Here is a 19702-nt window from a genome sequence, read left to right as displayed (position 1 = left end):
TGTCTGTTCGGGACTTGAGCACATCGCTGACTCAGCGTATACTACGCCACCTTTGAGAATCTCGGGTTTGGCATTTGGGCCTGGCAATCGAGAGTTCGCGAATACATGAGATCATTCATTCGGCGTCCAATGATGATGCAGTATGAACGATTAAGTGTATTGAACTGCGATAACCGGGCTGAGAAGCCTGACGAGGCGCCAATACCCCATACGAAGCTCGAGCTAATTTGATTTTTGGAGAATAGACATGTCCCGAGTCTGCCAAGTTACTGGCAAGCGTCCGGTGACCGGTAACAACCGTTCCCACGCACTGAACGCGACTAAACGCCGTTTCCTGCCTAACCTGCACTCTCACCGTTTTTGGGTTGAGAGCGAGAAGCGTTTTGTCACCCTGCGTGTATCTGCTAAAGGTATGCGTGTAATTGATAAGAAAGGCATCGAAACAGTTCTGTCTGAACTGCGTGCCCGTGGCGAAAAGTACTAAGTACTAAGAGGAAATAAATCATGGCTAAAGGTATTCGTGAGAAAATCAAGCTGGTTTCTTCTGCTGGTACTGGTCACTTCTATACCACTACGAAGAACAAACGTACTAAGCCGGAAAAACTGGAACTGAAAAAATTCGATCCAGTTGTCCGTCAGCACGTTCTGTACAAAGAAGCTAAAATCAAATAATTTTAGTTTCGATGTCACGAAAAACCTCGCCTCGGCGGGGTTTTTTGTTTTCTGGCCGTCCCCATATTAATAAAACCTGATATACAGCCGGAGATGCTATGCCTGAATTACCTGAAGTCGAAACCAGTCGCCGTGGTATTGAACCTCATCTGGTAGGGGCAATGATTCTGCATGCCAATGTTCGGAATGGTCGTTTGCGCTGGCCGGTATCAGAGGAAATTTATCGTCTTAGTGATAAACCCGTCATTAGCGTACAGCGCCGTGCGAAATATCTGTTGCTGGAGCTACCGGATGGCTGGATTATCATTCATCTGGGCATGTCAGGCAGCCTGCGTATCCTCCCTGAAGAGCTTCCGGCAGAAAAACATGACCATGTCGATTTAGTGATGAGTAATGGCAAAGTCCTGCGTTACACCGATCCTCGTCGTTTTGGTGCCTGGCTGTGGACAAAAGAGCTGGAAGGACACAATGTTCTCGCACATCTTGGTCCCGAGCCTCTGAGCGATGATTTCAACGCCGATTATCTCCAGCACAAATGTGCGAAGAAGAAAACGGCGATTAAACCCTGGCTGATGGATAACAAGTTGGTGGTGGGCGTGGGTAATATCTATGCCAGTGAGTCGCTCTTTGCGGCTGGCATCCATCCTGACCGTCTGGCATCGTCACTGTCGAAAGCCGAGTGTGAATTGCTGGTGCGCGTTATCAAAGCGGTTTTACTGCGCTCTATCGAGCAGGGCGGGACGACGCTGAAGGATTTCCTGCAAAGCGACGGTAAGCCGGGCTATTTTGCACAAGAATTGCAAGTCTATGGGCGTGAAGGTGAGCCCTGCCGCGCATGTGGTGCGCCCGTTGTCGCCACTAAACATGCCCAGCGGACGACGTTCTATTGTCGCCGCTGTCAGAAATAAAGTTAATCAGCAGGCTGAATAACGCATTTTACTTTAGCTTGTCCATTAACGCCTGATGAACGTTCTCTGGTAAAAAGTGGGTCACGTCACCCTGATGGCGGGCGACCTCTTTAACCAGCGATGATGAGATAAATGACCACTCTTTGGAAGGCATCAAAAAGACGCTCTCCAGCTGGGGCATCAGATGGCGGTTCATGTGCGCCAACTGCATTTCATATTCAAAATCCGCGACCGCACGCAGACCGCGTATCAGAATGTTAGCCTGATTATCGCGGGCGAAGTTTGCCATCAGATCGCTAAATCCCAGAACTTCCACATTGCCAAGATGTGCCGTTGCCTGCTGTGCCAGTTCAACGCGCTCTTCAAGCGTAAACATCGGCTTTTTACTGGGGCTTGCGGCAATCGCCAGGATAACGTGATCAAACATGTGCGTTGCGCGCGTCACGATATCAATGTGGCCATTAGTAATTGGATCAAAGGTTCCTGGATAAATCGCCCGTTTTTGCATGACAACCCTCAATGCGTTTTGGGTGGCAGGTAAGGTTCCAGCAGCTGCAGCAGACGTTGTAGCGCGCCCTGGTTTTGATACAGAACTTCAACCGCATGACGACCATAAAAACTACGATAATCTGCATCTGTCAGTAAAGAAGAGATCTCTTTAACCAGTGTGGTGGCGTCGGTAACGGTGATCAATCCGCTTGCCTGCTCCAGTCGCGCGCAAATATCTTTAAAATTAAAGGTATGTGGCCCCATCAGTACCGGAATGGCATGCGCTGCGGCCTCTAATGGGTTGTGACCTCCACGTTCCACCAGTGAGCCACCGACAAAAGCAAGGTCGGCAATGCCGTACAGAAGCATCAGCTCGCCCATAGTATCGCCGATAACGACCTGGGTAGCTGAAGACGGGACTTCACCCGAGGACCGTGTGGTATAGCTTAGCCCAGCCTGGCGTACGAGGTTAATAGCATCCGGGAATCGTTCTGGATGTCTGGGAACCAGAATCAGTAAAAGGTTCGGAAACTGATTTAATAGCGCCTGATGAGCAGCAATGATGATGCTTTCTTCACCATCGTGCGTGCTGGTTGCAATCCATACCGGGCGATGTGGTGCCCACTGGCGGCGCAATGTAATCGCTTTGGCAGCCAGTTGCGGAGTGACGGAAATATCAAACTTAAGACTGCCAGTAACCGTTACCTGATTGTTTCTTGCGCCAAGGGTAATAAAGCGTGCGCCATCTTCTTCATTTTGTGCAGCAATCAGCGTAATGCGACGTAGTAGCCTGCTAACAAATTTACCCAGTTTCGCATAGCCGGCAGCTGAGCGGGCAGAAAGACGTGCGTTGGCAATGACCAGAGGAATATGACGCTTATGCAGTGCAGCAATCAGATTTGGCCATAGCTCAGTCTCCATTATTAACACCAGCTTGGGGTCAACTTTGTTCAGGAAGCGGTTCAGTGCGTCTGGTAAATCGTAAGGGAGATAGACGTGTTGAACGTCAGTACCGAAAGCAGACTGTACGCGCTCGGAACCTGTTGGCGTCATGGTCGTTACCGTGATCGGTAGATCGGGATAACGATGTCGCAGAGCGCGAACTAAAGGGATCGCCGCCAGCGTTTCGCCTACAGAAACGGAATGAAGCATGATGCCGCCAGGTTTCAGTGGGCGGCGATAAAATCCATAGCGTTCACCCCAGCGTTTACGATAGGCCGGAGCCTTACGTCCGCGCACCCAAAGCCGTATCCAGATCAGGGGCTGAATAAGGTAGAAAAGGGCGGTGTAAAGCAATTCGAGCATAATAGTAGCTGACTTATGAATGTGCTGGGGATTCTATGTATTTAACTATGGCTTTACCATCATTTTTATCCAGGTTGTATCAAAAGGATTGAATTGGCAATGCCTTGTTTTAGCTGCGACTGTATCAAAAAGGCACATATTCCCATTTGTAAGGCTTAGCGTCTTGTGCGGTACGACTTTTTTGGTGAATTGCGTTTCTTATTATCTGATTGTTTTTAATTGATAAATTTTTTATATGGTTAAAAAATATTCATTTCGGATTGAGTGATAATAAATGGTATACTGCTGCATAATTTCAGGTAGCTAGCAGCCATCAACGCTTCGGAGCCATGGGAGGCAATCTTTGGATAGCGCAAGCAGAGATTACAGTACTCTTATGCATCAGGTTTGGTGTGGCTGGCGACGCGATGCGGATATTAATGGATGATCATTGCTTTTTGTTTGTACAAGTATTTTCCCTATGGCGGGTTACAACGTGATTTCCTGCGGGTTGCGCTTACGGTTGCTGCACGTGGCCACCGTGTTCAGGTTTTTACCCAGAGCTGGCAGGGGGAGCGTCCTGAGGGGCTTGAAATTATACTCGTCCCAGTAACATCCAGAACTAACCATGGAAAAAATGAGCAATATTATCAGTGGGTTCAGCAATATTTAAGCCAGCACCCAGTTGATCGGATCGTAGGGTTTAATAAAATGCCGGGGTTGGATGTTTATTATGCAGCTGACGTCTGTTATGCCGAAAAAGTTGCCCGGGAAAAAGGTTTTTTTTACAAGCTGACGCAGCGATATCGGCATTATTCTTCATTTGAAAAAGCCGTATTTCAGCAAGGATCCCGCACCGCGTTATTGATGTTAACCAACAAGCAAATTGGCGATTTCAAACATCATTATCGAACAGAGAACCAGCGTTTTCATATTCTTCCCCCTGGGATTTACCCTGATCGGAAATATAGCCAGCAACCTGAAAACAGCAGGCAGAATGTCAGGAATAAAAATGGTATACAACGCGATCAGTTTTTTCTCCTGCAAGTGGGATCAGATTTTAAGCGCAAAGGTGTATCGAGAACATTGCAGGCGTTGGCGTCTTTACCAGAGTCAATACGCCAGCGGACGCGATTGATGGTAGTAGGCCAGGATAAAGCCGATCGCTACCGTGCTCAGGCCCGCCAATTGGGTATTGAAGAGCTCGTACAATTTTTCTCGGGGCGAGATGATATTGCTGAATTGATGTCCGCTGCTGATTTATTGCTCCATCCTGCCGTTCAGGAAGCCGCTGGTATTGTATTGTTAGAGGCTGTGGTTGCAGGTTTGCCTGTATTAACCACGGAAGTATGCGGATATGCCGATTACATCAATGCCGCCCAATGTGGAGTGGTAATTTCTGAACCGTTCGAGCAGACAAATCTGAATACAGCACTTTTCGATGCGCTGCAAAATAATGAGAAGAGAAATAGCTGGGCAGGCCATGCCCGGCATTTTGCTGATACAGAGGATCTCTACAGCCTGGCGGACAGGGCTGCAGATATCATTTTAGGTCATTGAGAATGATTGAACTAAAAGAACCGTTTGCCACGCAATGGCAAGGAAAAGATCCGTTCGCGGAAGTGTCTAAGCTGGATGGTGAAGTCTTCCGCGCTCTGGAAACACGGCGTACCCTGCGTTTTGAGATGATGGGTAAGGGGTATTTTCTTAAATATCATCACGGAACCACGCTAAAAGAAGTGGTGAAGAACCTCATTTCTCTCCGCATGCCTGTTCTTGGCGCAGATCGAGAATGGTTAGCTATTCACCGTTTGAAAGAGCTGAATGTTGATACAATGAACGGTGTTGCATTTGGTCAGAAAGGACTTAACCCGTTAGAGCGAACGTCATTTATCATCACTGAAGACCTGTCTCCTGCAATCAGCCTTGAAGATTTTTGCGCCAGATGGGGTGTCGAGCGCCCTGATTTTGTCTTAAAACAGGCCATTATTACCCGTGTAGCAGAGATGGTCGGAAAAATGCATCGTGGTGGGGTGAACCATCGGGACTGTTATATCTGTCACTTTCTGCTTCAACAGCCGATGCCAACAGAAATCGCGGATATTAAACTTTCTGTAATTGACCTGCATCGTGCACAAATACGTCAGCATGTACCGCGCCGTTGGCGTGACAAGGATTTAATTGGGCTCTATTTCTCCTCACTGGAGATCGGATTGACATCCAGGGATATCTATCGTTTCTTACGTGTATATTTCGCAATGCCATTGCGTGAAATTCTCCGCCACGAAGCCAGATTGTTTCAACAAGCTGTCACAAAAGCGCAAAAAATAAGACAAAGAACAATAAGAAAAGCGCTATAAAATGCATAAAAAGTTTGAGGCCATTTTATTATGAACATTGATTTTCAAAAAGTAATTATTCAAAAGCATGTTATTGACAGCTCTACGCACGATAAAGATAAGAAATTAAATATTGCGTATGGCGTCGATCGCAATTTTTTATTTGGATCCGGGATTTCAATGACATCAGTATTAGTTAATAATCCTGATATCGATATCAATTTTTATATAGCAACAGACTATATTGATAATGACTATCTGGAAAGCATAAATCGACTGACCCAAATGTATAGTACGACGGTGACGATTCTTGTTTTCGATAACGCTGCATTTCGTAAGCTACCGAGCACGAAAGCTTGGACTTATGCAATGTACTATCGTTATTTTGCCTTTGAATATTTAAGCGCAGAATTAAGCTCCGTACTGTATCTTGATGCTGATGTTATATGCAAAGGTTCTTTGCGAGAGTTTACTGAGGTTAATTTCTGTGGGGAATATGCTGCTGTTATCAATGATATAGATGAAGTGCGTATCAAATCAGGTAACCGGCTCGGTATACCAGCGCTGAGTAATGGTTATTTTAATTCTGGTGTTGTATATGCGAATTTAGATGTTTGGCGAGAACAACAGCTCCTGACTAAGGCGTTTTCTATTTTAGAGGAGCGCCAGAAGGAACTCCTTTATTTTGATCAGGATGTTCTGAATATATTGTTCGTGGATAATGTCATTTTTCTGAGAAGAGATTTTAACTGTATCTACGGTGTGGATCAGGAACTGCAGAATAAAAATGATGAAATCTATCAAGATTATATTACTGATGATACGGTGTTGATTCATTATGTTGGTGTTACTAAACCATGGCATAAATGGGCTAAATACCCAGTAGCTAAATACTTCATTGAAGCTTATGAAAAATCGGCATGGGCGGAAAAGTCTTTACTTAACGCAAATACAGCAAAACTGTATAAACGTAAATCGCGGCATGAGAGAGTACAGCGAAAATATATCCGATCAGTTCTTAGTCATGTGATGTATATAAAGACTAAGTTACATAGTCCTAAAGTGCACTGAAAACACTAACTGTAATTTATTGATAATAAGATTAAATAGGTGTAGCGAATGAACTTTGATTGTCATCGATCCATAAAAAAGATACTTGAATTTAATCAGGCACCCACTGAACAAAAAACAGAATTTAACATTGCCTGGGGTGTTGATAAAAATTTTATGTTTGGTGCTGCGATCTCGATGACATCAGTACTGTTACATAATAGAGGTTTAAATATACATTTCCATCTCTTTACAGATTATCTGGACGACGATTATCAACAAAGAATTATAAAACTAGCAAAACAATTTTCCACAAATATCTCAATTTATGTTATGGATGCCGAAGGTTTAAAAGTATTGCCGAGCGGCCATGCCTGGTCCCATGCAATGTACTTTAGATTTGTTGCATTCGAATATTTGGGCGAAAAAATAGATTCTCTGTTATATATCGATGCCGATGTGATGTGTAAAGGTTCGCTCATTGAACTTAGTCAAATTGATATTAATCAGCATGTTGCCGCTGTAGTTACCGATGTGGATGATAGTCCCGCCAGAGATGTTACAGAAAACAGTGAATATTTTAATTCTGGAGTTATCTACGCAAATCTTAAAAAGTGGAAAGAACAGAATTTTATTAATGCTGCTTTTGATATTCTGTTAGATAAAAGAAATAAACTATCTTTCCCTGACCAGGATGTTTTAAATATTATTTTTTTAAATAAAGTTATTTTTTTACCGAGAAAATTTAACGCCATTTATGGTATTAAACAAGAATTGAAAAGCAAAGATCTTTCTCGATATAAAAAATATATTACGGATGATACAATCCTTATTCATTATGTTGGCGTAACTAAACCATGGAATTCTTGGGCTAACTACCCCTCTGCACAGTATTTTGTTGAGGCATGGAAGGCATCACCATGGGCTGATGTTCCCCTGTTACCAGCCAGAACGCCAAAACAATATAAAAAGAAATCTCGGCATGAGCGATTACAGGGTAAATTTTTCGCCTCGCTGATAAGTTATGCAGGTTATTTAATACAAAAATTAAAGCAAAAATAAAAAAAACTCCCGTGAGGGAGTTTTTTTATTGCAATTTAGTTTTGAGATATTTCATATACCATTTTATTGCGGTGAAATAATTCCCTTTTTTGGCTTCCTGGCGAGAGTAAACCCTATAATCGGTAGGTCTCATACGTGGTGCATATGAGCGCAATTCTGTATTTCGCCATGGCGTGAAATGATGATAGAAAAGATAGAGTTGCTGTGAAAGCCCTGTATGTTCCTTATACCATGGTTTTCTTCCGCCGGTAAAATGGACAATTCGAGGGAGGAACTCTGAGTTGTAGAAAAAAGACTCCCTTTGTTCATCGTTGAACCAATTGAATAAAAAATTCCATCGGTTATCAATAAACGCAACGTTGCCATCCATAGCAATGTTTAATGCATCCTGGTCGAAATAAGGTAATGATTTCCCTTGTTCAAATAGGACAGTATTTGCTTTATGCTCAATATCATATTTGATCCAATTGGCTACATTAATGTACAGGAACCCGGCATTAAAATAGTGATCAGTGCGCAAACCTAAACGTTTTGCATTTTTATTATCATGAATATCGAGCGAGTCATGGCTAACAGCACAGATGACATCACTAATATCAATGTTATTAATCTCATTGAGCTTATCAAAGCACAAAGTATCGGCATCTAAATAGATAAAATGCTCTACCTTATCTTTTAGTAAGCGCGGCACGGCCAAACGCATATAAGTCGAGCGGTTAAGATGTTTGATTGCAAAGTCGTTATTATATTTTTCAATTTCTTCTTTATCGATCTTTACAACCTGAATTTTTTCGCTGGTTGAACGTAATTTATCAATATCCTCATCATTGACATCATAGACAAAGACGAAAAATGAAAGAGATTGTCCTGGATTGTTCATTATGACCGACATAATGGACACTGCTACATATTCCAGATAATTAGCATCTGTACAGTAAGCAATATTAATGACGTTATTTTTGTTATCCATTTATTCTTTCTCATTACCTTTGTCAGTATCACTATCATGAAGTACCGTATCGATAGCGTCAATCACAGCTTGTTCTGGTATCCATGTTAAATATTTTTTTGACCTGTCGAGCTCCTTTCTGGAAGGCATAGGGTGATAATCACCAGCCCAAATCACAATCGCTTTATCTGACCATGGCTTCCATTGTTGATATTTGGTCGCACCAAATAAACATACCTGTGGTGTTCCTAATGCCGCTGCCATATGCATGGGTGCCGAATCGACACCAATATAGAGAATGGCATGGTCGATTAATGCGGCTAACTGCAGGAAAGTGGTGTGACCAGCCAGTGTCAGGTCAGGAGATAATTTACACAGTGCAGCAATGCGTTGGACCTGCTGCTGCTCACTTAATGCTGGTCCGCAGGTAAGATAAATATGTAGGCCAAGTTGATGCAGATGATCTATAACGTGTGCAAATTTATCATCATCCCAGCATTTAAACTCTTGTCTTGCAGTCGGTTGAATAACAACATATTTTTGCGTAGGTAATGCCGGGAGTTGAGATACCAAATATTGATAGTCATTCTGACGATAGCGAAGACTCATTTTTTTCTTTAGTTCTGTTTCGCTAAAGCCAATGCCTTTGAGGATTGATAAATTTTGTTCGACAATATGTGTGCCAGTCAGTGGTGTAACTCGTGAAAATAGTCTGTTCCATTGTTTCTTGTCGCGTTCAAACGCAACAGATGGACGGTGTAACGAAGCGATAAGTACACCAATCGGCCATTGTTCGGTTAAATTAATGATAAGATCGTACTGGTTCTTTTTTAGTTGCTGACGTATTGATATGTAATTTTTTACGCTTGTCAGTGGACCTTTCTTTTTCTCAATGAGATAGAAATCGTTGATACCTTCATTAGCGGCTAAGATTGATTTGGTATCTTTATAAAGAAGAAGATCAATTTTAGCGTGCGGATACCGAGTCTGAATACTGTTAATTACAGGTGTGATTAACAGTACATCACCATAAAATTTTAGCTTGCAAATGAGAACTCTTTCTACTTTATCAAACATTTTTAGCTCCCTTTCCAAAAAACAAATTTTTGCAAGCTGTTATTATTTTATATCTCAATTCAGAAATGGAACGATCAATATGTGGATATTTCATTTTATAAATAATTTTTTTCTTAACGACTCTGGTGTCACAGTTAGCCAGTGCATTCTGAATATTATTAATCATATCCTCGTCATAGCGATAATACCCTCTCTTCTTGCGTAAAATTTTGCGCCCTTCTAAAAAACAATTAATAATCATTAATGAAGCAACAGCTCGCTTTTCATCATTTTTACTTATGTAGTTGCTCATTTTTTTCATGGCAAAGAAGATATTATCAGCATCACTATCGATAATATTCTCGGTGATACTTTTATCATTTACCCGGTAATAGTATAACTTGCTATCAATTTTTAAAATACGATGACATTTGAAATACTGAAAAGGGCAGAAAATAACATCTTCGTAGCGGCGATGTTCTTCAAATCGATCTTCGCCGATAATGTCGCGATGAAAGATCTTTGTCATGAGATGCCATTGCCCGGCACGGAATGTTGGTAACAGGGGCGCGTAGTTGTCGTCAGTTAAAATAATTTCATGCTGGGCTATAGTGCTCTCACTATCTGATGGAGCCTGATACAACTTATTGATATCACGAGTTAAATTGAATTCGACAATATCATATTTTTCTTCTCGTAATTTAGGGAGAAGAACAGAAAAATAATTTGGGCTGATGATATCATCGCTGTCTACAAAGCCAATATATTTCCCTGTAGCATGCGCAAGCCCAACGTTGCGGGTGATCGCAACACCTTGATTTTCCTTATTGATGTATTTAATGTTATTGCAGTTTTTTTCGCGATAAAACGCATTGATACGTTCATCAGTCAAATCTGTAGAGCCATCATTAATAATTATTAACTCAACATCTTCAGTAATACTCTGATGTATAGACGTCAGCGTAGCTGTAATAAACTCAGCATTATTGTATACAGGTATAATAATGCTTAGTAAATAACCTGAAGCGTTAATCATGGCATCTTTCTCTCGTTGGACCCGGTACCAGCATTACTGCTACGCATAACGTCAGAACGCTGCTCAAGGCTTCGCCTTTAGCGTATAATAATAAATCACTTAAGCCATAGATAGCTATAGCGCCTGATATGGCGAATAGTAAAGGACTACGTTGCGTGTAACCTATTAAAAACATAGCACTATACAGCAAGATTAGCACAACAACCCCTGGGATGCCTTTAAGTGAAAACGTATCAATGACTTCATTATGCAGGTGGATGTCAACATACGCGAGTGCCCCTTGCAGTGAGACATTTTGTAAAGCGGATACTTTGATTTCAGCATCACGTTGTTCAAGTGATTGTCCCAAATAGTGTGCTTTGCCGGCATCAATTCCTACTCGTTGCATCGCAAATCGCGCGCCAATGGAAGTATTACTATTACTCTGGCTATAAGAATGCAGATCAACCATCATATTCTGGTAGCGATTTTCAATAACCGATTTCAGGGGGATCGCTGCCAGCCCGACTAATACCGCGAAGGCCAGCAGTGCCCTTAATAATATAGTGCGGTTATGGCGATAGTGTATGAAAAAAAGACCGATACTCAGGAGCGGATAGATCAGAATAGCTGCCCGGGTTTGTGTGGTGATGATAACGGCCAATGATATTAAGAAATGTAGCAGGTAAAGTGAGACGGTATGTTTTAAACGCAGGTTGAGAATCGCCTGTGATGCTAATAACGCGATAAACGTCAGGCCGTAGGCCGCTCCGGTTGGGTGCTCAAAACCGAGTGCAACACGGTAGGTCGAAAGATCGGGGGCACCGGCAAGCTGATAGCCAGCGTAAAAATACAGGCCAATCGCTGTAATAATCACCCAGATGCTGACAATGTGGTTTTTTATTGCGCGTGATGGTTGTGATGTCAATGCGGCAATAACCAGTGCGGCAAAAATCATGACCTTGCCGCCGTTCTGGTATGAACGATAAGCGCCGGTAAAAGCAGAACCGGGTTGCTTAAAGATTTCCACCCAAATGATTTGGACTAAACCGAAGAGCAGCAACATAAATGGTAAAAATAGATTTTGTTTGTGGCTAAGCACATGCTTAATATTTTTACCAATCAATGGTAGAGACAGGATCGCACAGACAATAAATACCTTTAGCGCTTCATCTGGGTTGACCAATACCATCGCAAGGGTTGCAAGGATCCCAGCATAAAATAGTACGTATATAAAATCATATGGATTATTTCTTATGCTGCAGATAAGGCGAGAAAACATGTGTTGGCGAAGCATGATTCGTCTCTTAAAATTAAAGCAAATTAATATCAAGTAGCAATACTTTGATAGCGCTGGCATCCAGATCCTGTAACTTTCCGGAATGGCTCTTCTGCGCGTATTGATTCTTCCCATATCCCCCAATCAACCCAGGGTCCGTCGGGCCATACAGCGTAATATTCGGTCGATCCAGTGCGGCAGTTAAATGGCTTAATCCGGTATCAACTGAGACGACAAATTTAGCGCCTGCTAATACCCGGGCCACATCCTCCAGGCTCATTCGCGGTAGAACCTCTACGTAATCAAATCCCTCAGCCAGTCTCCTGGCCCGCGCTTCTTCATGAGGAGCACCCCAGGGGAGCTTAATGCGTATGCCTGCATTATTTAAAAGGCCAATCAGCTCCCGCCAGTTCGCTTCTGGCCAGTGCTTATCATCACGCGTAGTGGCATGCAAGAAGACCGCATACTGTCCCGCATCGGCATTAAGTTCATTCAGAAAATGCTGCGCGATAGCGTAATCACCTTGTGACTGTGGTTTGGCATATCCCAGACTTTTTGCGAACAGTTCTCGGGTTCGTTCAACGGCATGCTGCTGTTTGGCAATATGATGTTTGCGGTTATAAAAAAGACTCGCCAGGGGCTCGCGTGCCGTGCTCCAGTCCATACCATGCTTGATGCCACGCGCCAGACGCGTGACCAGCGCGGCGCTTTTTACCAGGCCTTGTGCATCAATTATCACGTCATACTGCTGCAAACGAACTGCATCGCGAAAGGCTTTACGCTCCGCTTTAATCGGTGCGGAAAACCAGGCCTTGCGCCAGCGGCGAATCGCCACCGGAATTACGCGGTCAACGGCCGAATGCCAGGCGGGGATTTGGGCGAACCCTTCTTCCACTACCCAATCAAATTGAATATCCGGAATGGCCTGCTGCGCATCCGTTAATGCGGGCAACGTATGCAGTACATCGCCCATTGACGATGTTTTAACGATCAGAACCCGCATCCGTCAGACTTCCTCTTGTAACAACAGGTCATTGAGTTCTTCCAGTACACGCTGGGGAGTGATGTCAATCAGGCTCTGGTGATAACCTTCTGCTGCATCCCCTTTACGAACCTTGTGATAACCCGTAATCAGACGAATGACCCGCGCTTTGTGAGACAACGGCGGGGTAAAGTCAGGACTACTTGGGCCATACAATGCTACCAGAGGTCGGTTCAACGCCGCGGCAACGTGCATTAAGCCGGAGTCATTGGTGACAACAGCTTTACAGGCGGCAAGCAGAATAACGGCCTGTTCCAGCTGCGTTTCGCCAGCCAGGTTACGACACCACGCCTGCTGTTCGGTGTTCAGCGTTGCCAGAATCTCATTGCCGGCCTCATGATCTTTGGCCGAGCCAAACAGCACAATCTGATGGCCTTCGTCGATCAGTTGCTTCGCCAGTTCAGCATAGTGATAGTGAGGCCAGCGTTTCGCCGGACCAAATTCTGCGCCAGGGCAAAAACCGATGATTGGGCGTTCAGCAGAGAGGGAGAACTGGTTACAGGTCAGTGATTTTTCGCCTTCACTGACTTGCAGTTGTGGCCATAACAGCGGTTGCGGTAAATCTTTGGCGGAAAGCATCACGCCTTTATCGTAGGCCAGCGCCACATAGCGTTCGACCATCAGCGGCCAGGCCTCTTTATCCAGCACGCGCGCATCGTTGAGTAAGCCGTAGCGCATCTCGCCACGCCAGCCTGTACGATGGGGAATGCCTGCAAAGAACGGCACCAGAGCGGATTTAAAAGAGTTTGGTAGCACGTAAGCACGGTCATAGCGTTTCTCACGCATACTGTGACCGAGTTTACGGCGTTCGCCGATCTCCAGCGCACCGTGTCCCAGCGGCATGGCGATGGCTTCGTTGACTTCAGGCATACGCGACAGCAGCGGACGGCACCATGCAGGTGCCATCACGTCGATTATCGCCTGGGGATAGCGCGCCTTGAGCGTGCGATAGAGACTTTGCGACATCATCATGTCGCCCACCCATGACGGGCCTATCACCAAAATTTTCATACTTACGCGTCGCGGTTCAGCCAGGCCATATATTCCGTTACGCCTTCGGCAACGGTCTTAAACGGTTTGTCATAGCCCGCAGCACGCAGGTTAGTCAGATCCGCCTGGGTAAATGCCTGGTAACGGCCTTTCAGTTTTTCCGGGAACGGAATGTACTCAATACTGCCTTTTTTGTGGTACGCCAGCGTAGCGTCCGCGACGGCCTGGAAAGATTCTGCCCGACCAGTACCGAGGTTGAAGATTCCGGAAACGCCATTTTCCAGGAACCACAGGTTTACCGCTGCAACATCGCCGACATAGACGAAATCACGTTTGAAGTTTTCACTGCCTTCAAACAGCTTTGGTGTTTCGCCATTGTTGAGCTGGGTGTTGAGATGGAAAGCCACACTTGCCATGCTGCCTTTATGGCCTTCACGCGGTCCGTAGACATTGAAATAACGGAAGCCAACGATCTGGGAGTTTGCTTCAGGCAGGATCTGACGCACATATTCGTCGAACAGGAATTTTGAGTAGCCGTAGACGTTCAGCGGTTTCTCATATTCGCGGGATTCGATGAAGTCAGAAGTACGACCGCCGTAGGTGGCGGCAGAAGAGGCGTACAGGAACGGAATTTCGCGTTCCAGGCAGTAGTGCAGCAGCTCTTTAGAGTATTGATAGTTATTGTCCATCATGTACTTGCCGTCCCACTCGGTGGTGGAGGAGCATGCGCCTTCGTGGAAAATCGCCTCAATATCGCCGAAATCTTCTCCGGCCATAATCTGGATCAGGAAGTCTTCCTTGTCCATGTAGTCAGCAATATTCAGATCCACCAGGTTCACAAACTTGGTGCCGTCTTTCAGGTTGTCCACCACCAGAATATCGGTGATGCCTTTATCATTCAGGGACTTAACGATGTTGCTGCCGATAAAGCCCGCGCCGCCGGTAACGATGATCATAACTGTAACCTTCGAATTATGGAGTCAGAGACAATCTCAGACACGAATGTCTCTAATCATATCACTACATGGCTCTGGCTTCAGCCATTCACAGATAAGCTGTGCGGGTACACGTGATTTATGCTTCATTTTAAAGAAGTGATGATGCGTCATCTCGTATCAACGTATAGCTTTGGGTAATATGTGCTGAAATTTGCCCAGTCTGGAGAATTGCAATGCGTGGGAATTTTTACAAGCAGTTAACGAACGATCTGGAAACCGCACGTGCGGAAGGATTGTTTAAAGAAGAGCGCATTATTACGTCTGCCCAGCAGGCGGATATCACCGTGGCAGACGGAAGCCACGTTATTAACTTTTGTGCGAACAATTACCTGGGACTGGCTAACCACCCGGAACTGATTGCGGCAGCAAAAGCGGGTATGGATTCTCACGGCTTTGGTATGGCGTCGGTGCGCTTTATTTGCGGAACCCAGGACAGCCATAAGCAACTGGAGCAAAAACTGGCTACATTCCTGGGGATGGAAGACGCCATTCTTTACTCTTCCTGTTTCGACGCCAACGGCGGCCTGTTCGAAACGCTGCTGGGTGCAGAAGATGCGATTATCTCCGATGCCCTGAACCACGCATCAATCATCGACGGCGTTCGTCTGTGTAAAGCGAAGCGTTTCCGTTACGCCAATAACGATATGCAGGAGCTGGAAGCTCGCCTGAAAGAAGCTCGTGAAGCGGGGGCTCGCCATGTGCTAATCGCCACCGACGGCGTCTTCTCCATGGATGGCGTGATTGCAAACCTGAAAGGCGTCTGCGATCTGGCAGACAAATACGATGCGCTGGTGATGGTTGATGATTCCCACGCGGTTGGCTTTGTCGGCGAAAACGGTCGCGGTTCTCATGAGTATTGTGACGTGATGGGGCGTGTGGACATCATCACCGGGACGCTGGGTAAAGCACTGGGTGGCGCATCTGGTGGTTATACTGCGGCACGTAAAGAAGTGGTGGAGTGGCTGCGTCAGCGTTCGCGCCCGTATCTGTTCTCTAACTCTCTGGCCCCGGCAATTGTTGCTGCTTCCATCAAAGTGCTGGAGATGGTCGAGGCAGGTAGCGAACTGCGTGGTCGTCTGTGGGCGAACGCACGTCAGTTCCGTGAACAAATGTCAGCTGCTGGCTTTACGCTGGCCGGTGCCGATCACGCCATTATCCCGGTAATGCTGGGTGATGCTGTGGTAGCACAGGACTTTGCCCGCGAGCTGCAAAAAGAGGGGATTTACGTTACTGGATTCTTCTATCCGGTGGTTCCGAAAGGCCAGGCGCGTATCCGTACCCAGATGTCTGCGGCGCATACTCCTGAGCAGATTACGCGTGCTGTCGACGCGTTCACACGCATTGGTAAACAACTGGGCGTTATTGCCTGAGGATGTGAAATGAAAGCGTTATCCAAACTGAAAGCGGAAGAGGGCATTTGGATGACTGACGTTCCTGAACCGGAAGTCGGTCATAACGATTTGCTGATTAAAATCCGTAAAACAGCCATCTGCGGGACTGACGTTCACATTTATAACTGGGATGAATGGTCGCAAAAAACCATCCCGGTTCCGATGGTAGTAGGGCATGAATATGTCGGCGAAGTTGTCGGTATCGGCCAGGAAGTTAAAGGTTTTAAAATCGGCGATCGTGTTTCCGGTGAAGGTCACATTACCTGTGGACATTGTCGTAACTGTCGCGGTGGGCGTACTCACCTGTGCCGGAATACGACTGGTGTCGGCGTGAACCGTCCTGGCTGCTTTGCAGAATATCTGGTGATCCCGGCGTTTAACGCGTTTAAAATCCCGGATAATATTTCCGATGATTTAGCATCTATCTTCGATCCGTTCGGCAATGCCGTGCATACGGCTCTGTCATTCGATCTGGTGGGTGAAGACGTGCTGGTCTCTGGTGCTGGCCCTATCGGTATTATGGCCGCAGCGGTAGCGAAGCATGTTGGCGCACGCCACGTGGTGATTACGGATGTTAATGAGTATCGCCTGGATCTGGCGCGCAAAATGGGTATCACTCGCGCGGTCAATGTATCGAAAGAAAATCTGACCGATGTGATGGTCGAACTGGGGATGACTGAAGGGTTTGATGTGGGTCTGGAGATGTCCGGTGCGCCGCCAGCGTTTCGCGCCATGCTAGACACCATGAACCATGGTGGCCGTATTGCCATGCTGGGGATCCCACCGTCAGACATGTCAGTCGACTGGACAAAGGTTATCTTTAAGGGACTGTTTATTAAAGGTATCTACGGTCGCGAAATGTTTGAAACCTGGTACAAAATGGCGGCCCTGATCCAGTCTGGCCTGGACTTGTCGCCAATCATCACGCATCGATTCTCTATCGATGAGTTCCAGCAGGGCTTTGACGCAATGCGTTCAGGTCAGTCAGGGAAAGTGATCCTGAGCTGGGATTAACCATATCCATTCAATGGATTCTGTGCGTTGTCCCCGGATATTTATTATCGTTAAATCTCCGGGGATTTTTTTGTTTGCACGATCCCACATGTCCGGCGCATTTTCCGTCAAAGATATGACTCATTATCTCTGATCATTTGCCGCTTAATATGTTTAAAATTGCCGTTAATTATACTGTCTGACAGGATTTTATATGACCTATACCCCTGGTCTCCTGAGCGTCATTATGCCGCTTTACAACACGGGTGAACCGTTCATTGCGTGTATGGATTCGCTGATTGCGCAAACCTGGAAAAATCTGGAAATCATTATTGTTAATGATGGCTCTACGGATAACTCGGCGGAGCTCGCTCAGACTTATGCGGATCGTTATCCGCACGTTCATCTGTTACACCAGCGTAATGGGGGCGTTTCGGCGGCGCGAAATACCGGCATGAAGATTGCGAAAGGTGAATACATCGCTTACGTTGACGGCGATGATATTGCCTATCCGGAAATGTACGAAACGCTGATGACTATGGCGCTGAAGGACAATCTGGATGTTGCGCAGTGCAACGCGGACTGGTGTATTGCGGAAACAGGCCATACCTGGGCATCTATTCCAACCGATCGTATTCGCTCTACCGAGGTGATGACCGGGCCGGATTGGTTGCGAAAAGCGTTAGCCAGTCGCCGCTGGCGACATGTGGTCTGGATGGGCGTTTACCGCCATCAAACCATCCGTGACGCTGGGCTGACTTTTCTTTCCGGCCTCCACCATCAGGATATTATCTGGACTACGGAGTTTATGTTTAACGCTAAACGTGCGCGCTACACGGAAGTTCCGCTGTATAAATACTTCCTGCACGGCGCTTCTGTTAGCCGTTTGAAACGTACGGGATTGAAAAACCTGGCCTATCAGCGTCATTACATAAAAATTACCCGTCTGTTGGATAAGATGAATCATGATTACGCCGGACGGATCCCGATTTATCCAGAGTTCAAACAGCAGGTGATTTACGAAGCGCTGCGTGTTTGTCATTGCATACGTAAAGAGCCTGACGAAAAGATTCGTCAGCGCATGATTGCCGAGGTTTTCGCCTCTGGTATGTTTAAGCGCATGGTGAGTAATATTTGCAGCGTCAAACTGGGTTATCAGGTGCTTCTGTGGGCCATCCGGTTTAGCAAGTGGCGCGATACATCACTGACTCCGCGCCGACTGGCCCATTTAACGCTCAATCTGAAAGACTGATTACTGCCAGCCCTGCCACTGCAGTCTCATATACTGCACCAGCGTGCTTTGGGTGATGCTTTCTCCAAGCACGTTAAAGAAATGGCTGGCGTAAACCGGCTCTAACGGTTTTTTCGGCTTGCACAGTTTTACTCCGCGGAAAGGATTTCGCGGTGCATCAGGCGCGCCGTTTTTCGGTGTCGTCAGATTTGGCGTGGAGGTGTCCACCTGCGGTTCATTGAGCAGGCTGCTCGGGCGCACCAGCGTAATATCAGCTGGCAGGCTATAAACCATCTGCTGCAGGACACGTACTGTAGAAGGGTGAGGGTGCCCAATGGCAATAGCGGAACCGTTGCGGCGGGCAAGATCGACTGCGCGATTAAACTGACGGCGAATGTCCGCCTCGTTTTGTGTGTCGTCGAGGAAGACTTTGCGTTTGATGACCTTCACACCCGTTCCTGCAGCCGCACGCATGGCCTGGCTATTGCCGATGGTCATGCTGTCCAGGAAGTAGAGATCGTAGCGCTCCAGCGCCTGCATTACTTTCTGCATCCCAAACAGGCTGGAAGTCATCGCGCTGCCCATATGGTTGTTGAGTCCGACGGCATACGGCACTTTGTTCACCGCGTCGCGAATTATCCGCTCAATCTCGTCGCTGCTCATCTCCGGACGCAAAGTATCTTTTTCCAGCGGCTGCTTGCTCAGCGGCGCCATTGGCAAGTGGATCAAGACTTCGTGGCCACTGTTATGCGCTTTGGTCGCCATCTCACGTGCATGTGGGGCGTTAGGTAATACGGCGACGGAGATCGCTGACGGCATCGCCAGTACCTGATTTTCAGTGTGCGGGCGATAACCGAAATCATCAATGACGATAGCGAGTTTGCCAGCAAAAACAGGGGTTGCGAATGCCAGCAGGCTGGCGAGTGAGAACAATATGCGATGAAACTGAGGCAA

General features: G+C 46.1%; 20 protein-coding genes. 10 read left to right on the top strand and 10 right to left on the bottom strand.

What is annotated here, in order from left to right:
- Window positions 1-247: 247 nt before the first annotated feature.
- From rpmB to mutM, 3 genes are all read left to right on the top strand, one after another.
- Window positions 248-484: a 50S ribosomal protein L28 gene (rpmB, locus tag SK36_RS21145; protein ID WP_003024071.1), complete on the top strand. Its 237-nt coding sequence runs from the start codon at window positions 248-250 to the stop codon at window positions 482-484.
- Between the two features lie 20 nt (window positions 485-504).
- The gene (rpmG, locus tag SK36_RS21140) at window positions 505-672 is read left to right on the top strand and encodes a 50S ribosomal protein L33 (protein WP_003024094.1); all 168 of its coding nucleotides are present in this window, start codon (window positions 505-507) and stop codon (window positions 670-672) included.
- A 98-nt stretch (window positions 673-770) separates the two neighbouring features.
- Complete coding sequence (gene mutM / locus SK36_RS21135) at window positions 771-1580, top strand: bifunctional DNA-formamidopyrimidine glycosylase/DNA-(apurinic or apyrimidinic site) lyase (protein ID WP_048223118.1); 810 nt, start codon at window positions 771-773, stop codon at window positions 1578-1580.
- Window positions 1581-1608: 28 nt separating this feature from the next.
- Here mutM and coaD read toward each other — a convergent pair whose 3' ends face one another.
- Window positions 1609-2088, bottom strand: coding sequence for a pantetheine-phosphate adenylyltransferase (gene coaD, locus SK36_RS21130; RefSeq protein ID WP_045448820.1), 480 nt, complete (start codon window positions 2086-2088; stop codon window positions 1609-1611).
- A gap of 8 nt (window positions 2089-2096) precedes the next feature.
- Window positions 2097-3374, bottom strand: a complete 1278-nt coding sequence (waaA, locus tag SK36_RS21125; RefSeq protein ID WP_048223116.1) for a lipid IV(A) 3-deoxy-D-manno-octulosonic acid transferase — start codon at window positions 3372-3374, stop codon at window positions 2097-2099.
- A gap of 423 nt (window positions 3375-3797) precedes the next feature.
- On the opposite strand from waaA, the gene SK36_RS21120 reads away from it, so the two are divergent.
- The 4 genes from SK36_RS21120 to SK36_RS21105 are packed head-to-tail and all read left to right on the top strand — an operon-like array spanning window position 3798 to window position 7804.
- A complete protein-coding gene (locus SK36_RS21120; RefSeq protein ID WP_045448817.1) occupies window positions 3798-4913 on the top strand; it encodes a glycosyltransferase family 4 protein in 1116 nt (371 codons plus the stop codon).
- A 2-nt stretch (window positions 4914-4915) separates the two neighbouring features.
- Window positions 4916-5713, top strand: coding sequence for a lipopolysaccharide core heptose(I) kinase RfaP (gene rfaP, locus SK36_RS21115; RefSeq protein ID WP_045448815.1), 798 nt, complete (start codon window positions 4916-4918; stop codon window positions 5711-5713).
- Between the two features lie 30 nt (window positions 5714-5743).
- Window positions 5744-6763, top strand: a complete 1020-nt coding sequence (locus SK36_RS21110; RefSeq protein WP_045448814.1) for a glycosyltransferase family 8 protein — start codon at window positions 5744-5746, stop codon at window positions 6761-6763.
- Between the two features lie 48 nt (window positions 6764-6811).
- The gene (locus SK36_RS21105; RefSeq protein ID WP_045448812.1) at window positions 6812-7804 is read left to right on the top strand and encodes a glycosyltransferase family 8 protein; all 993 of its coding nucleotides are present in this window, start codon (window positions 6812-6814) and stop codon (window positions 7802-7804) included.
- Window positions 7805-7829: 25 nt separating this feature from the next.
- Here SK36_RS21105 and SK36_RS21100 read toward each other — a convergent pair whose 3' ends face one another.
- Genes SK36_RS21100 through rfaD form a run of 7 tightly spaced genes read right to left on the bottom strand, consistent with a single transcriptional unit; the run spans window position 7830 to window position 15091 of the window.
- A complete protein-coding gene (locus SK36_RS21100; protein ID WP_045448810.1) occupies window positions 7830-8774 on the bottom strand; it encodes a glycosyltransferase family 8 protein in 945 nt (314 codons plus the stop codon).
- A complete protein-coding gene (gene rfaQ / locus SK36_RS21095; RefSeq protein WP_048223112.1) occupies window positions 8775-9830 on the bottom strand; it encodes a lipopolysaccharide core heptosyltransferase RfaQ in 1056 nt (351 codons plus the stop codon).
- On the bottom strand, window positions 9823-10845 hold the full coding sequence (locus tag SK36_RS21090; protein WP_048223110.1) for a glycosyltransferase family 2 protein: 1023 nt from the start codon (window positions 10843-10845) through the stop codon (window positions 9823-9825). Before SK36_RS21090 ends, rfaQ begins: the two co-directional genes overlap by 8 nt.
- Complete coding sequence (locus SK36_RS21085; RefSeq protein ID WP_190284571.1) at window positions 10838-12121, bottom strand: O-antigen ligase family protein; 1284 nt, start codon at window positions 12119-12121, stop codon at window positions 10838-10840. The genes SK36_RS21090 and SK36_RS21085 overlap by 8 nt, the downstream gene beginning before the upstream one ends.
- A gap of 16 nt (window positions 12122-12137) precedes the next feature.
- Entirely contained in the window at window positions 12138-13106 is a 969-nt protein-coding gene (rfaC, locus tag SK36_RS21080) for a lipopolysaccharide heptosyltransferase RfaC (protein ID WP_045448804.1), read from the bottom strand.
- 3 nt (window positions 13107-13109) lie between these two features.
- Window positions 13110-14156 carry an ADP-heptose--LPS heptosyltransferase RfaF gene (gene rfaF / locus SK36_RS21075; RefSeq protein WP_045448802.1) on the bottom strand — a complete coding sequence of 349 codons (1047 nt, stop codon included), beginning with the start codon at window positions 14154-14156 and terminating at the stop codon, window positions 13110-13112.
- 2 nt (window positions 14157-14158) lie between these two features.
- Window positions 14159-15091 (bottom strand): ADP-glyceromanno-heptose 6-epimerase, encoded by a 933-nt coding sequence (rfaD, locus tag SK36_RS21070; RefSeq protein ID WP_003827312.1) that lies wholly within the window; start codon window positions 15089-15091, stop codon window positions 14159-14161.
- A gap of 215 nt (window positions 15092-15306) precedes the next feature.
- On the opposite strand from rfaD, the gene kbl reads away from it, so the two are divergent.
- The 3 genes from kbl (at window position 15307) to SK36_RS21055 (ending at window position 18769) form a co-directional block, all read left to right on the top strand.
- On the top strand, window positions 15307-16503 hold the full coding sequence (gene kbl, locus SK36_RS21065; protein ID WP_045448800.1) for a glycine C-acetyltransferase: 1197 nt from the start codon (window positions 15307-15309) through the stop codon (window positions 16501-16503).
- A 9-nt stretch (window positions 16504-16512) separates the two neighbouring features.
- Window positions 16513-17538 carry an L-threonine 3-dehydrogenase gene (tdh, locus tag SK36_RS21060; protein ID WP_048223107.1) on the top strand — a complete coding sequence of 342 codons (1026 nt, stop codon included), beginning with the start codon at window positions 16513-16515 and terminating at the stop codon, window positions 17536-17538.
- Between the two features lie 193 nt (window positions 17539-17731).
- On the top strand, window positions 17732-18769 hold the full coding sequence (locus tag SK36_RS21055; RefSeq protein ID WP_045448796.1) for a glycosyltransferase: 1038 nt from the start codon (window positions 17732-17734) through the stop codon (window positions 18767-18769).
- Here SK36_RS21055 and SK36_RS21050 read toward each other — a convergent pair whose 3' ends face one another.
- On the bottom strand, window positions 18770-19702 hold the full coding sequence (locus SK36_RS21050) for a divergent polysaccharide deacetylase family protein (protein ID WP_048223104.1): 933 nt from the start codon (window positions 19700-19702) through the stop codon (window positions 18770-18772).

This window comes from Citrobacter sp. MGH106 (assembly GCF_001037495.1).
Classification (GTDB): domain Bacteria; phylum Pseudomonadota; class Gammaproteobacteria; order Enterobacterales; family Enterobacteriaceae; genus Citrobacter; species Citrobacter murliniae.
This window is presented reverse-complemented; position numbering and strand designations above follow the sequence as displayed.